Genomic DNA, 12,448 nt, shown 5'->3' on the forward strand with positions numbered 1-12,448 from the left:
CATCCTAATCCAGACCGTCGAGGAAATGGCGGGCCGCGGCGGCGTACCCCTCGCGCCGGTCGGCATCCCAGCCGTCCAGCGTGCGGTACGGCATGGCGAGGCGGGGATTTCCCTTCAGGTGCTTGCGATTGCGGTCGAGGAACGCCCAGTAGAGCGCGTTGAAGGGGCAGGCGCCCTCGCCCGTCTTCTTCTTCACGTCATAGCTGCACCCGGTGCAGAAATCCGACATTTTCGAGATGTAGGAGCCGGAGGCCGCATAGGGTTTCGACGCCATCAGCCCGCCGTCGGCAAAGACCGCCATGCCCAGGGTATTCGGCATCTCGACCCATTCCAGCGCGTCGGCATAGACCTCAAGATACCACCGTTCGATCTCGCGCGGGCGGATGCCCGCCAGCAGGGCGAAATTGCCGGTGATCATCAGGCGCTGAATGTGGTGCGAATAGGCGTGGTCGATGGTGTCGCCGATCACGTGGGCAAGGCAGGCCATGTCTGTCTTGCCGGTCCAGTAGAAGGCGGGAAGCGGGCGGTCCGCGTCTAGGGCGTCCGCCGCGGCATAGCCCGGCATCTTCGCCCAGTAGACCCCGCGCACGTATTCCCGCCAGCCAAGGATCTGGCGGATGAACCCTTCGACCGCGTTGAGCGGGGCATGACCGTCCTGCCACGCCTGTTCGGCCCGCGCGCAGACCTCGCGCGGGGACAGAAGGCCGAGGTTCAGCGCGGGCGAGAGGAGGGAGTGGTTGAGGAACGGCGCCCCCGTTTTCATCGCATCCTGATAATCGCCGAACCCGGGAAGCGCGGTCTCGATGAAATCGCGCAGCGCCGCCAGCGCCTCGTGCCGGGTGACGGGCCAATCGAAATGGTCAAGACCGCCGATGTTGTCGGGGAAGCGGTCGGCCACGAGGTCGATCACCTCGCGCGTGATGTCGTCGGGGCGGAAACGGCGGCGGTGCGGCACGGGCTTGCGCCTGGGCCAGGGCTTGCGGTTGTCGCCGTCGTAGTTCCAGTCGCCGCCTGCGGGTTCGTCGCCCTGCATCAGAAGGCCCGTCTCGCGCCGCATCTCGCGGTAGAAATGTTCCATCCGCCAGGACTTGCGGCCCCTGGCCCAGTCGGCAAAACGCTGGTGCGAGGCGAAGAAGCGGGTGTCGGGGCGGATCTCCACCTCGACGTCCAGGACCTTGTCCCACCCCTCCATCGCCCGGGCCACGCGCCACTCGCCAGGCTCAGTCCCGACCAATTGGTCGGGTTTGTGACGCGCGACGGCACGTTTCACCTCGCCAGTGAAATCGCCGGTGTTGCCCGCGTCGGTCAGTCGGATGTAATCGACCTCGTGACCCTTGTCGCGCAGCTCCTCGGCGAAATGCCGCATCGCGGCGAGAAACAGCACGAGCTTCTGCTTGTGGTGGCCGACATAGGTGGTTTCCTCGGCCACTTCCATCATCAGGACGACATCGCCCGCCTCGATCCCGTCGAGGGCCGAGATGTCGCGGCTGAGCTGGTCGCCCAACACGATGCGCAGCGCCTTCACCACGGGATCACCTCGCCCTGCCAATCGCGAAAGCCGCCGCTGTCTTCGCGGCTCAGGCCGCCGATGACCCGCAACAGGTGGCCTGCGGCGGCTTCGGGGGTGTGGACCTTCAGGCCGGTGCGGGCGAAGGGCTGCGACAGGCCGGTGTCGACGGTGCCGGGATGCAGCGCGACGCAGATCGCCTCGGGCCGGGTGCGGCGCAGCTCCACCGCGGCGGAGCGCACGATCTGGTTCAGCGCGGCCTTGGCGGCGCGGTAGCCGTACCAGCCCCCCAGCCGATTGTCGCCGATCGAGCCGACCCGCGCCGACAGCGTGGCAAAGACCGACCGCCCCCGCCGCGGCAGGTGCGGCGCGAAATGCTTGATCAGCAGCGCGGGGCCGATAGCATTTACGGCGTAGGATTCCGCCAGCGCGGCCGGGTCGATCTCGCGCAGGCTCTTCTCGGGCGTGATGCGGTCGTTCCACAGCAGGCCCGTCGCGTCGATGGCAAGGCGGATCTCTCCCAGCGTGGCGGCCTCGCCGGCGAGGGCGGCGATGCTGTTCTCGTCAGCCAGGTCGAAGCGGTGGGCCTCGCGCCGGGACGCCGCGATCACATGTGCGAATTTCGGATGCTCGCGCAAGGCCGCAACCAGGGCCCCGCCGACCCCGCCGGTCGCGCCAAGCACGATGGCCACACCCCCCTCCGGCAGGGAGGCAAGCGGATCGGGCGTGGCGGCCGACGGATCCTCGAGTCTTTCCGGTCGCTCCTGCATTGCACCTCCCGCGTGTCGTGTCCCTAGCATTACGCGCGGGGACGGGAGGTGGATCCCTTGCGGCTTTGCCCGGCCGCGCGTCAGCGCCGCGCGAAGATCGAGGCCAGCCCCTTCGGCAGGTAGAGCAGGATCGCGACCATCAGCACCGCGACGAGGATGAAGCGCCCCACCCCCAGCCCGTCGACATTCGACAGGCCCTCGGACACGAAGGTCAGCAGGAGGGCTGCGAAGACCGGGCCATAGATGCTCGACGTGCCGCCGACGAGGACCATGCTCAGCACCAGCGAGACGGTCGAGAAGTCGAACACCTCGGGCGAGGCCACGCGCAGGTAGAGCACGTAGAACCCCCCTGCGATCCCGGCGAAGAAGGCACTTGCGGCCAGCACCTTGAGCCGCTGTCGGCCGATCGGAATGCCGCGCGAGATGGCGTAATCCTCGCTGTCGCGGGCGGCCCGGATCGACACCCCGAAATCCGAGGTGGCGATGCGGCGCAGCGCGAGGGTGGTGGCGACCAGCAGGGCGAACCCCACGTAGTAGTAACCGAACTTGTAATCGCGCAGGAAGTTGTAGCCCGGCAACCAGAGGGTCGGCACCCGCACCATGCCCTGTGATCCGCCGGTCACCTGCGACTGGCTGAGCACCACCTGCAGCACGAGCTGGCTGAAGGCGAAGGTGACGAGAACGACATACACCCCCTGCAGCCGGATCACCGGCAGCGCGATCACCGCCGCCACCGCCGAGGCAGCCACCCCGCCCAGCAGCAGCGCGATCCACGGATCTACGCCAAGAAGCTTGGCCGACAGGCCCGTGGCGTAGATCCCGACCCCGAAGAACGCGATATGGCCGAAGTTGAAGACCCCCGCGTAGCCGAGGCTGAGATCCCAGCTTGCCGCAACCATCGCGTAGATGAAGGCGATGATGCACAGATGCCGCAGATAGGTATCCTGCACGAAGAAGGGCGCGATCAGCCCCACCACCACGACCGCCACAAGCGCGGCCGGGCGCCAGTTCCGTCCGGTCATCATCAGCGCGTCACCTTTCCCAGAAGGCCCTGCGGCCTGACCAGCAGCACCAGGATAAGCAGCAGAAAGATCAGCGAGGGCGTCCAGTAGATGCCGATCGCGTAGGTCAGCGCGGCCTCGACCAGCCCCATGGCATAGGCCGCCACGATCGTGCCGTTCAGCGACCCCAGGCCACCGAAGATGACGATGATCAGCGCCTTGACCAGCGGATCGTCTCCGAACTGCGGCGTCAGCAGGCGGACAGAGCCGAGCAGGATCCCGGTCAGCGCCGCCAGCACGGCTGACAGCGCGAAGGTGACGTAGAAGAGCCGCGAGACGTCGATGCCGATCAGCCGCGCGGCATCGGGGTTCTGACCGACCGCACGGATGCCACGCCCGGTTCGCGTGCGCGACAGGAACAGTTGCAGCGCAATCAGGACGATCGGCGCGAGCACGATGATCAGCGTCTCCTGCGCCGAGATCGTGGTGCGCCAGAGCGTCGCCTTGCCGGGCACGATCGGCGCCAGCTGCTTGAGACGGGCGCCCCAGATCATCTGCGTCCCCTTCTGCAGCACGATCATCGCGGCGAGCGTGCTCATCACCGTGATCAGCAGGAAATCCCGCTGGCCGTAGAACGGCCGCACGACGACGCGTTCCAGCACGATCCCCAGACCGATCATCACCGCGACGCTGAGCGCGATCCCTGCGGCCAGCCCGTAGCCCAGCCCGGCCTGGTCGGACGCGGTCCAGGCGATGTAGGCCCCGACCGTCATGAAGGCGCCATGGGCGAAGTTGAAGATCCCGAGCGTCGTCCAGACCAGCGACAGCCCGCTGGCCATCAGCGCGTAGACCGAGCCGAGGACCAGCCCGCTGACGAGGATGGCGCTGATCACGTCAAGGCTCATGCCCCCTCTCCCGTTCCGAAATACATTTCCATGATCTCCTGGTGGTCGACGCCGCCGCTGCGACCGACCTCGCGGCTGATCGCGCCGTGGTCGATCAGGTACATGCGGTCGACCAGCGAAAGGGTGAAGGCGATATCCTGCTCGACCAGCAACAGCGGGATGCCGGTGGCCGAGATCGCGGCAATCGCCTCGGCGAGCTCGTCCTTGAGCTTGGGCGACAAGCCCAGCGTCGGTTCGTCCAGCATCAGCATCCGCGGCGCGCTCATCAGCCCGACGCCGATCGACAGCATCTGCCGCTCGCCGCCCGAGAGGGTCTTGCAGGCCTGACGGCGGCGCTCTGCCAGCCGCGGAAAGAGCTGCAGCACGCGGTCGAGGGTTTCGTCCTTCGCCGCCCGCGCCCGGGGCGTGTAGGCCGAGAGTTCCAGCGTCTCGAGGATCTGCATGTCCGGGAACAGGCGGTTGGCCTGCGGCACATGCACCAGCCCGCGCGCAACGATCGTCTGTGCCGGTAGCTGGCCGATCTCCTCGCCCATGAAGGCGACGCGGCCGGCGCGCGGCCGGATCACCCGCGAGATGGTATTCAGAAGCGTCGACTTGCCGTGCCCGTTGGGCCCGAAAAGCCCGACCCGCTCGTCCCGCGCGACTTGCAGGCAGATGCCTTCCAGCACGTCCGAGGCGTCATATCCCGCGCGCAGGTCGCGGACGTCGAGGGCGATGTCGGGCGCAGTGTCGGGCGCAGTGTCGGCGGCTGCGGGCGGGGCGGTATCCGGGGCGGTCACAGCGCGGCCTCCCGTTTGCCCAGATAGGCCTCGACCACCCGCGGATCGCGCACCACGTCGGCGGGAAGGCCCTCGGCGATCACCGCGCCATGGTCGAGCACCATGAGACGCTGCGAGACCTTCAGGAGAAGTGGCAGCACATGCTCGATCAGGATGATGGTGATGCCGCGGGCATGGGCGGTGCGGATCAGCGCCTCGAGGCCCGAGACCTCGGGCCGGGTCAGCCCCGCCGCCGGCTCGTCGAGCAGCAGGACCTTCGGGCGGGCGGCAAGGGCCGAGGCGATCATCAGCTGCTTGCGCTCGAAGACCGACAGATCCCCGGCGGCCATGTCCCGGCGCGCGGGGTCGAGCGCCACGTCATCCAGCGCGGTCTCGGCCGCGGCGCGCGCGCCGGCCCGGTCCAGCCCGGCGCAATAGACTGCCCCGGCATAGACGTTCTGGCGTGCCGTGAGGGTCGGAAACTCGGCGTCCTTCTGAAAGGTGCGCAGAACCCCGGCGCGGCTGATCTCGTGCGGGCGGAGCCCCTGGATCGGCCGGCCCTCCAGCGCGATCTCACCCGAAGAGGGCGGGAAGGGAATGCCGGTGATGATGTTGAAAAGCGTGCTCTTGCCGCTTCCGTTCGGCCCGGCGATACCGAAGATCTCACCCTTGCCGACCTGGAAGGATACGCCGTCGACGGCGACCAGCGCACCGAACCGCCGGGTCGCGTTGCGGACCTCGAGAAGCGGCGCGCCGATGCCCCGCCTCCCGTCGCGGCCCGTTTCGTTGGAGGTCGTCACGCTTGCCATGGATCTCCCGTCGCCTTGCAATCTGGGGGAAAGGCCCGGCTGCGGGTCGCCCGCGCAGCCAGGGTGCCCTGTCTCAGTTCTTCATCCACGGCGGCATCTGAAAGCCACCATCGGCGTATTTGTCGGGGTAGAACAGCACGCGCTTGCCGTCCCAGATCTGGAAGAACTGGATCGGGATGCCGTCATTGCCCTGCACCGCGAGATGCGTCTTGGGATCGAACGAGATCTCGCCGCTCGCGGTCTGGACATGCATCGCGCCGATCGCCTTGCCGATCGCAAGGCGCTTCGTGGGGTCGCCCACCTCTTTCAGCGCCTTGGCGTAGAGCATGACCTCTTCATACAGCTGCGGACCGTAGGAGCCGGGCTCCGTCTTGTACTTGTCCTTGTATTTCTTCAGAACCTCGGCGGCGCGCGGGTTCTTCGGTGTGTTCAGCACACCGCCCAGCAGGTTGTAGACGATGCCCGTCGCCTTCTTGCCCGTGAGCTTGAGGAACTCGGGCACCGAGGGCGCGTACTGGATGAACACGAGGCTGTCGGTCGGCTGTTCGAGGAACTGGGTCAGGAACTTTGCCGCGTTGCCCGGCTGGTAATCGGTGTTGATGATGATCCCGGGCTTCTCCTGCCGCACCTTGGCCAGGAACGTCCGCCAGTCGTCGATCTCGCCGAAGGGCACAAGGTCGGTCGAGGTCACCGTCCAGCCCGCGGCTTTGAAATTCTTGGCCAGCCCCTCCATGATGCTCTTGGAATAGGGGTTGTCCGACGAGATCAGCGCCACCTTCTTGTTCGGCAGCTTCAGCTTGCCCGCCTTCATCAGACCGTCGAGGACCGGCAGCATCTCGGTCTGGTAGGCGTCGTAGGAGGGGGTCATCGACCAGACCGTGGGGAACTGGTCGGGATGGGGCGAAATGATGCCGAAGGTCTGGGCCGAGTTGCCGGCGATGAGATAGGGCATGTCCATCTCGGCCATGTTCTCGATCTCGAAGTTGCTGCCGCTGGCGTAGCCGGTCATCATGACGTTCAGCGCGCGGTCGCCCGAGAGACGCTCGATCGCGCTGGTCACGGCGTCGGCCGAGCCGTTCTGGACATCGCCGACCTCGACCTCGAACTTGTAGCCCGCGACGCCGCCGGCGGCGTTCAGCTCGTCCACCGCCAGCTTGGCGCCGTTCACCATCTCGGTGCCGTCGGCCGCCGCGCCGCCGGTCAGCGGCGCCAGAACGCCGATCTTCGCAATCTTGTCGGCCTGGGCAGGCAGCGCCGCCAGACCGGTCAGGGCCGCCAGTGCGAGGCCCTTCCACAGTGCAGAACGTGTCATTTTGTGGGTCCCTGTTGGTTGTTGTCTTTCGCTCACCGCAAGCCGCACCAGTCGATGATGGCGCCCGCGATGGACTTGGTCGTTTCGTGGATCGAGGCGACCTCGACATATTCGTCGACGCCATGGGGCCTGTCGCCGGTGGGCCCGAACATCACCGGCGCCACCCCTGCCCCGGCATAATGCGCCCCGTCCGTGACCGCGCAGAACCCGGTGATCGCGGGCGGCGCGCCAAGCGCCGTCTGGTGCCTGACCAGCGAGGTGACCAGCGGATGATCCGCCGGGGTGTCCATCGGCGGAAAGTAGAGGTCGCCAAGCGCCCACTTGATGGCGATCGGATGCTCGCGCAGCCAGCGGTCCTGCTGGCAGAAATGGTGCACGAAATCCTCGAACTCCCTGCGGACCTCCTCGGGGGTCTCGTTCGGCAGGAACTTGAAGTCGAGGTCGATCACCGCGACATCGGGAATGATCGCCGGGTTGCCGAGGATCATCGGAAGACCGTCCTCACCCAGCCCGGCGCCCGCAACCACCACCCCCGGGTTGATGGTGTTGAGGCCCGGCGGCATCAGCGGGTGATGGGTGGTCCGGCAGCGGATGCTTTCGTAGTCGCGCAGGGCCGAGAGGAAGCGCGTCGCCAGTTCGACCGCGTTCACGCCCGGCACGCGCCGGTATCCCTCGCCGGGCTGCGGCCAGATCTCGTTGTAGCGCCAGCCGGCATGGGCCTGCTGACCGCGGATCGTGACCCGCACCCAGTAAAGCCCACCCTCGCAGGGCATGATCTCGCGGTTCGTCGGCTCGGCGATGATCGCGCCCTTGGCCGTCTTGCCCCGGGCCAGCGCATCCATCGCGCCGAAGCCGCCCGCCTCCTCGTCCACGACAGTGTGGATCGACAGCCGCCCCCCCAGCTCGATCCCCGCGTTGCGGATGGCACGCGCCGCGGCAAGGCAGGCCGCCACGCCGGATTTCATGTCGATCGACCCGCGACCGTAGAGACAGCCGTCGCGGATGTCGGCCGCGAATGGATCCATCGACCAGTCGGCGCGCGGCCCGGTGGGCACCACGTCGACATGACCGCACAGGATCAGGCTGCGCTCTTCATCGCCCGGCAGGTCGGAGACGAGGTTGGGCCGGCCCGGAAAGACCTCCCATCGCTCGGTCTCGAAACCCATCGCCTCCACTTCCGCCTGGATGCGGTCCTGCACCTCCGGCTCTCGGTTCAGACCCTCAGCGGTTTCGAACTTGGGGTTCACCGACGGGATGCGGACCAGATCCTGCGTCAGCTCCGTGGCATAGTCCGTCTCTCGGTCGATGTGGTTCCAGACCGTCCTGATGGCGTCCTCGGCCTTCGTCATGGTCTCGCTCTCCTTTCGTCCGTGGTGCCGCGTCAGCGGCCGATTTCTCCAAGCAGATCGTCGGTCGTCACCTGCCGGCAGTAGCCCGCGATCGCCCGCAGCGAACTTGCCTCGCGTTCAGGCGTCATGGTGGCCGAGGCGTCGGTCACCAGCGTGACGAGGTAGCCGAGGTCACAGGCGTCGCGCACCGCGCTTTCGACGCACTGATCCGTCAGCAGCCCGCAAAGCACGAGTTGCCGTACCCCGAGGTTGCGCAGGATGTAGTCGACATGGGTCGAGACGAAGACGCTCGACGACGACTTCGGCAGCACGATCTCGTCGTCGCCGGGGGCAAGCTCGTCGATCACCTTGCCGTCCCACGACCCCTTCGGCACGTTGAACCCGGTAATCTTGTAGTCGAGGCTGCGGTCGCGGCCGTCCTTCGTGAGACTTTCGATGGTGGTGTAGAGCACTTCGATCCCGGCCGCGCGAAATCCGGCCTGAAGCCGCTGCATGTTGGGCACGGCCAGCGTGGAAAGCCGGTCGAAGTAATAGCCGAACCGCGTGTTCAGATCTTCCGGCGGCACGTCCTTGAACTCACCGCCCTCGCGCCGAACCGAGAAGTTCTGAACGTCGATGAACAGCAGCGCCGATTGCGCGGGAACGAGGGGGACCTCTCGGGTCAGTTGGTCGGTGATGGCCATGGTCAGAAACTCCCCTGCCCGAGTGCATCGTTCAGGGCCGCGGCAAGCAGCCCGGCCCAGGCGTCCTGCCCCTCCTTGGTCGCGATCTCGTCGTTGCGGACCTCGATCAGGACGTGCGGCACGCCGCGTCCCTCGCCATGAACCGGGATGGTGTAATCGCCGCCGTCGCACACGGCGTAGGGCTGGTTGAACGCCGCCGAGAGCCCCGGGCGCAGGATGTGGAGCGCCGTCATCAGACGCTCGGCCAGCCGGGGATCGCGGTTGAAGAGAAGGCCGATCTGCCAGGGTCGATCGGTCGTGTCTCCGGCCAGGCGCCGGGTGAAGCTGTGGATCGCGACGAAGAGCGTCGGGCGGTCGCACCGACGGTCCATCACGCGCGTCACCGCTTCGTGGAACGCCAGGTGCAGCGCGTCGTACCGCCTGCGCCGCTCAGCTTCGCCAAGGCCGGCATTTCCGGGGATCACGACCGCATCGCTCACCTCGGGAATGCAGTCGCGGGCCTCGAGCGGGCGATTGCAGTCGACCACGAGGCGGCTGTAGCGCTGCAGCACCAGCACCGCGTCCAGCCGGGCGGCCAGCCGCCGCGCCAGCCCCTCGGCCCCGAGGTCCACCGCGATGTGGCGTCCGAACACTTCGGCAGGCAAACCGAGCGAGCGGAGCGCAGACGGCACCCGCGCCCCCGCATGTTCGCACACCAGAACGACCGGGCTTTGCCCCTCGGGATTGACGATTTCGACCGCGGGCGCCTCTTCCGCGGACAGCAGCGGCGGCAGCGTGGCGGGGGTGTCTCCCGGCGAATTCCTGTCGTCCTGCAGCATCGTGATGAGCGAACTCCTGTTCTCTTCCGGGCGCCGCGACAGGCGACACTCCGGGCCGGAGCGCGAGGCCGCGGCTTGGCTTCCGGCTCGATGGAACGGAAAATATGAGATCAGAGTCAACGAATATTTTGTCGTTGATAAAATATTTTCAGAGTGGAATAGTCGATCTGCACGAAGGATGGGCAGCCCGGATGAGTGACAGCACATCGCCGCAGACGCTGAGGGACCGCGTCGCCGAGGTCATGGAACATCTCACCGCGAGCGAGCGGAAGATCGCGGGGGTGCTGCTGTCCGATTATCCCTACGGCGGGCTGATGACGATCCAGGAGCTGGGCCAGAAATGCGGCGTCAGCGCCCCCTCGATCACCCGGTTCATCGCCAAGCTGGGCTGTTCGGGCTACCAGGATTTCCAGCGCCAGCTGATCGGGGAGCTGAAGCAGCGCGAGCTGTCGCCTGTCCAGCTGAAATACACCGAGGCGCCGGCCAGCGACGCCCCGTTCCTGAGCGAATACACCCAGCGCCTGGTCGAGCAGATGGGCGTGATGGCCGAGAGCATCTCGCCGGTGCAGTTCGACGCGGTCTGCGCGCTGATCGCCGATCCGTCGCGCAACATCTTCATCCTTGGCGGGCGGGTGACGGACAGCATTGCGCTTCTTCTGTCGATCCATCTGCGCCAGATCCGCAACCGCATCTATCACCTGCCGTCGAGCCCGGAGCTCTGGCCGGAATACGTGCTTCGGATGCGCAAGCAGGACGTGGTGATCCTGTTCGACCTGCGGAGATACCAGAAGAACCTTGCAAGCCTCGCAGAAGTGGTCGTGGCGAAGCCGCAGGCCAGCGTCGTCGCGATCACCGACAAGTGGCTGTCCCCGATCGCCGCCAGTGCCAGCCACGTCTTCGCAGTGCCGATCGAGCTCAAGACCGCATGGGACACGCAGGTCTGCCTTGTCGCGCTGATCGAGGCGATCATCGTGCGGGTGTCCGAATCGAACTGGGACGCGACGCGCAAGCGCATCGAATCGTGGGACGATATCCGCTTTCGCCTGACCGGCGGATCAACCGAAGGACCGAAGGATGACACCTGAACACCTCGTCTATGCCTGCACCAGCGACATCGCGGGCAAGACCCGGGGCAAGGGATTTCCCGCCACCGATTTCGACAAGCGCCTGAAGCGCGGCATCGGCTGGGCGCCCACGAACGTGCAACTTACCTGCTTCGACGCGATCGCCCCCAGCCCGTTCGGCGCGTTGGGCGACATGGTGCTGATCCCCGACCCCGCGACCCGCGTCACGCTGCGGGAACCCGAGCTTGGTCTTGCCGAGGATTTCGTCCTGGGCGACATCCGCCAGACCGATGGCACGCCGTGGTATTGCTGCACCCGGTCGATTCTGCGCGACGCCCTCGACCGGCTGGAGCGGGTCTCCGGCCTGCGGCTGATGGCGGCGTTCGAGCATGAGTTCCAGTTCACCGGTACCCAGCCCCCCATCGGCCGCGCCTACACCCTTGCAGGCTTTCGCGCGCGCCGCGACTTCTGCGAACGCCTGGTTGCCGCGATGCGGGCGGCCGGCCTTGAGCCGGACACGGTGATGAAGGAATACGGCGTAGATCAATACGAGGTCACGAACGGCCCCGCGATCGGCCTTGCTGCGGCCGATCAGGCAGTGACCCTGCGGGAGATCGTGCAGGCCGTCGCGGCGGCAAGCGGGGACGAGGTGACCTTCACCCCGCTGCGGGATCCGGCGGGCGTCGGCAATGGCGTGCACATCCACATGAGCCTTGTCGCTGCCGACGGAAGCCCGGCGACCTACGACCCGTCGGGTCCCCACAACCTTTCCGCCGCGGCGGCAAGCTTCATCGGCGGGTTGTTGAGGTACATCGACCAGTACCTCGCCCTGACCGCGCCCAGCGTGGTGTCCTACACCCGGCTGACGCCGCATCGGTGGAGCGCGGCCTACAACAACCTCGGCGTCCAGGACCGCGAGGCCGCGGTGCGGATCTGCCCGCTGTCCGCGATGAGCGACATCGACCGTGCGCGCCAGTTCAACTTCGAGTTCCGCGCGGGCGATGCTAGCGCCAGCCCGTATCTTCAACTCGCGGCGCTGGTCCATGCCGGCGCCACGGGGATCGAGGCGGGGCTGTCCTGTCCCGATGCGACCGAGGAGGATCTGTCGCTTCTGTCTTCCGAAGCCCTGGCGTCGCGCGGCCTTGCCCGGCTTCCGCAGACCCTCGAGGCGGCACTTGAGCGCTTCGCCCGCGGCGACGTTGCGGCGCAGTGGTTTCCCGCTGGGTTCATCGAGGTTTACCAGGCGCACAAGCAGGGCGAGCTGGCTTTCCTGGAGGGCAAGACCGAGGCCGAGATCTGCGCGGCGTATGAGGCGGCGTACTGAGCGAGGCCGGGGGCTGAGCTTTGGGGTTCTTTGCCGGGGCTGTCTTTAACAGCAAGGAGCCCGCCTGTGAGGCGGGCTTTCGACCGAACGCGCGTTCGCAAGTAACGATGGTTGCGGGAGTAGGATTTGAACCTACGACCTTCAGGTT

Annotated in this window: 12 protein-coding genes; 2 read left to right on the plus strand and 10 right to left on the minus strand. The window is 66.9% G+C overall.

The genetic code is table 11. The annotated features are described in order from the left end of the window. Nucleotides 1-4: 4 nt before the first annotated feature. The 10 genes from CVV76_RS15700 to CVV76_RS15745 all read right to left on the minus strand — a co-directional run bounded on the left by CVV76_RS15700 (nt 5) and on the right by CVV76_RS15745 (nt 9,912). Entirely contained in the window at nt 5-1,525 is a 1,521-nt protein-coding gene (locus CVV76_RS15700) for a cryptochrome/photolyase family protein (RefSeq protein ID WP_102225640.1), read from the minus strand. Further along, entirely contained in the window at nt 1,522-2,277 is a 756-nt protein-coding gene (locus CVV76_RS15705; protein WP_102225612.1) for an SDR family NAD(P)-dependent oxidoreductase, read from the minus strand. Before CVV76_RS15705 ends, CVV76_RS15700 begins: the two co-directional genes overlap by 4 nt. A gap of 80 nt (nt 2,278-2,357) precedes the next feature. After that, entirely contained in the window at nt 2,358-3,302 is a 945-nt protein-coding gene (locus CVV76_RS15710) for a branched-chain amino acid ABC transporter permease (protein ID WP_102225613.1), read from the minus strand. Continuing rightward, entirely contained in the window at nt 3,302-4,183 is an 882-nt protein-coding gene (locus tag CVV76_RS15715) for a branched-chain amino acid ABC transporter permease (RefSeq protein ID WP_102225614.1), read from the minus strand. The genes CVV76_RS15710 and CVV76_RS15715 overlap by 1 nt, the downstream gene beginning before the upstream one ends. Beyond that, complete coding sequence (locus CVV76_RS15720; protein WP_102225615.1) at nt 4,180-4,962, minus strand: ABC transporter ATP-binding protein; 783 nt, start codon at nt 4,960-4,962, stop codon at nt 4,180-4,182. The genes CVV76_RS15715 and CVV76_RS15720 overlap by 4 nt, the downstream gene beginning before the upstream one ends. Then, nucleotides 4,959-5,750 carry an ABC transporter ATP-binding protein gene (locus CVV76_RS15725; protein ID WP_102225616.1) on the minus strand — a complete coding sequence of 264 codons (792 nt, stop codon included), beginning with the start codon at nt 5,748-5,750 and terminating at the stop codon, nt 4,959-4,961. Before CVV76_RS15725 ends, CVV76_RS15720 begins: the two co-directional genes overlap by 4 nt. Nucleotides 5,751-5,823: 73 nt before the next feature. Next, complete coding sequence (locus tag CVV76_RS15730) at nt 5,824-7,062, minus strand: ABC transporter substrate-binding protein (RefSeq protein WP_102225617.1); 1,239 nt, start codon at nt 7,060-7,062, stop codon at nt 5,824-5,826. A gap of 32 nt (nt 7,063-7,094) precedes the next feature. After that, a complete protein-coding gene (locus tag CVV76_RS15735; protein WP_102225618.1) occupies nt 7,095-8,411 on the minus strand; it encodes an ArgE/DapE family deacylase in 1,317 nt (438 codons plus the stop codon). A 32-nt stretch (nt 8,412-8,443) separates the two neighbouring features. Beyond that, nucleotides 8,444-9,094: an isochorismatase family cysteine hydrolase gene (locus tag CVV76_RS15740; protein WP_102225619.1), complete on the minus strand. Its 651-nt coding sequence runs from the start codon at nt 9,092-9,094 to the stop codon at nt 8,444-8,446. Between the two features lie 2 nt (nt 9,095-9,096). After that, a complete protein-coding gene (locus tag CVV76_RS15745; RefSeq protein WP_102225620.1) occupies nt 9,097-9,912 on the minus strand; it encodes an N-formylglutamate amidohydrolase in 816 nt (271 codons plus the stop codon). Between the two features lie 191 nt (nt 9,913-10,103). On the opposite strand from CVV76_RS15745, the gene CVV76_RS15750 reads away from it, so the two are divergent. Both CVV76_RS15750 and CVV76_RS15755 read left to right on the plus strand, forming a co-directional pair. Then, nucleotides 10,104-10,997 (plus strand): MurR/RpiR family transcriptional regulator, encoded by an 894-nt coding sequence (locus CVV76_RS15750; protein ID WP_102225621.1) that lies wholly within the window; start codon nt 10,104-10,106, stop codon nt 10,995-10,997. Beyond that, nucleotides 10,987-12,300 (plus strand): glutamine synthetase family protein, encoded by a 1,314-nt coding sequence (locus tag CVV76_RS15755; RefSeq protein ID WP_102225622.1) that lies wholly within the window; start codon nt 10,987-10,989, stop codon nt 12,298-12,300. Before CVV76_RS15750 ends, CVV76_RS15755 begins: the two co-directional genes overlap by 11 nt. The last annotated feature ends 148 nt before the right edge of the window (nt 12,301-12,448 follow it).

It is taken from the genome of Acidimangrovimonas sediminis, from assembly GCF_002871005.1.
In the GTDB taxonomy this organism is placed as follows: Bacteria; Pseudomonadota; Alphaproteobacteria; order Rhodobacterales; family Rhodobacteraceae; genus Acidimangrovimonas; species Acidimangrovimonas sediminis.

What these genes read in the sequence shown, in the direction of transcription:
- CVV76_RS15750 (WP_102225621.1), top strand. Translation starts at nt 10,104, where the DNA reads ATGAGTGACAGCACATCGCCGCAGACGCTGAGGGACCGCGTCGCCGAG.
- CVV76_RS15735 (WP_102225618.1), bottom strand. Translation starts at nt 8,411, where the DNA reads ATGACGAAGGCCGAGGACGCCATCAGGACGGTCTGGAACCACATCGAC.
- CVV76_RS15740 (WP_102225619.1), bottom strand. Translation starts at nt 9,094, where the DNA reads ATGGCCATCACCGACCAACTGACCCGAGAGGTCCCCCTCGTTCCCGCG.
- CVV76_RS15705 (WP_102225612.1), bottom strand. Translation starts at nt 2,277, where the DNA reads ATGCAGGAGCGACCGGAAAGACTCGAGGATCCGTCGGCCGCCACGCCC.
- CVV76_RS15725 (WP_102225616.1), bottom strand. Translation starts at nt 5,750, where the DNA reads ATGGCAAGCGTGACGACCTCCAACGAAACGGGCCGCGACGGGAGGCGG.
- CVV76_RS15710 (WP_102225613.1), bottom strand. Translation starts at nt 3,302, where the DNA reads ATGATGACCGGACGGAACTGGCGCCCGGCCGCGCTTGTGGCGGTCGTG.
- CVV76_RS15715 (WP_102225614.1), bottom strand. Translation starts at nt 4,183, where the DNA reads ATGAGCCTTGACGTGATCAGCGCCATCCTCGTCAGCGGGCTGGTCCTC.
- CVV76_RS15755 (WP_102225622.1), top strand. Translation starts at nt 10,987, where the DNA reads ATGACACCTGAACACCTCGTCTATGCCTGCACCAGCGACATCGCGGGC.
- CVV76_RS15745 (WP_102225620.1), bottom strand. Translation starts at nt 9,912, where the DNA reads ATGCTGCAGGACGACAGGAATTCGCCGGGAGACACCCCCGCCACGCTG.
- CVV76_RS15730 (WP_102225617.1), bottom strand. Translation starts at nt 7,062, where the DNA reads ATGACACGTTCTGCACTGTGGAAGGGCCTCGCACTGGCGGCCCTGACC.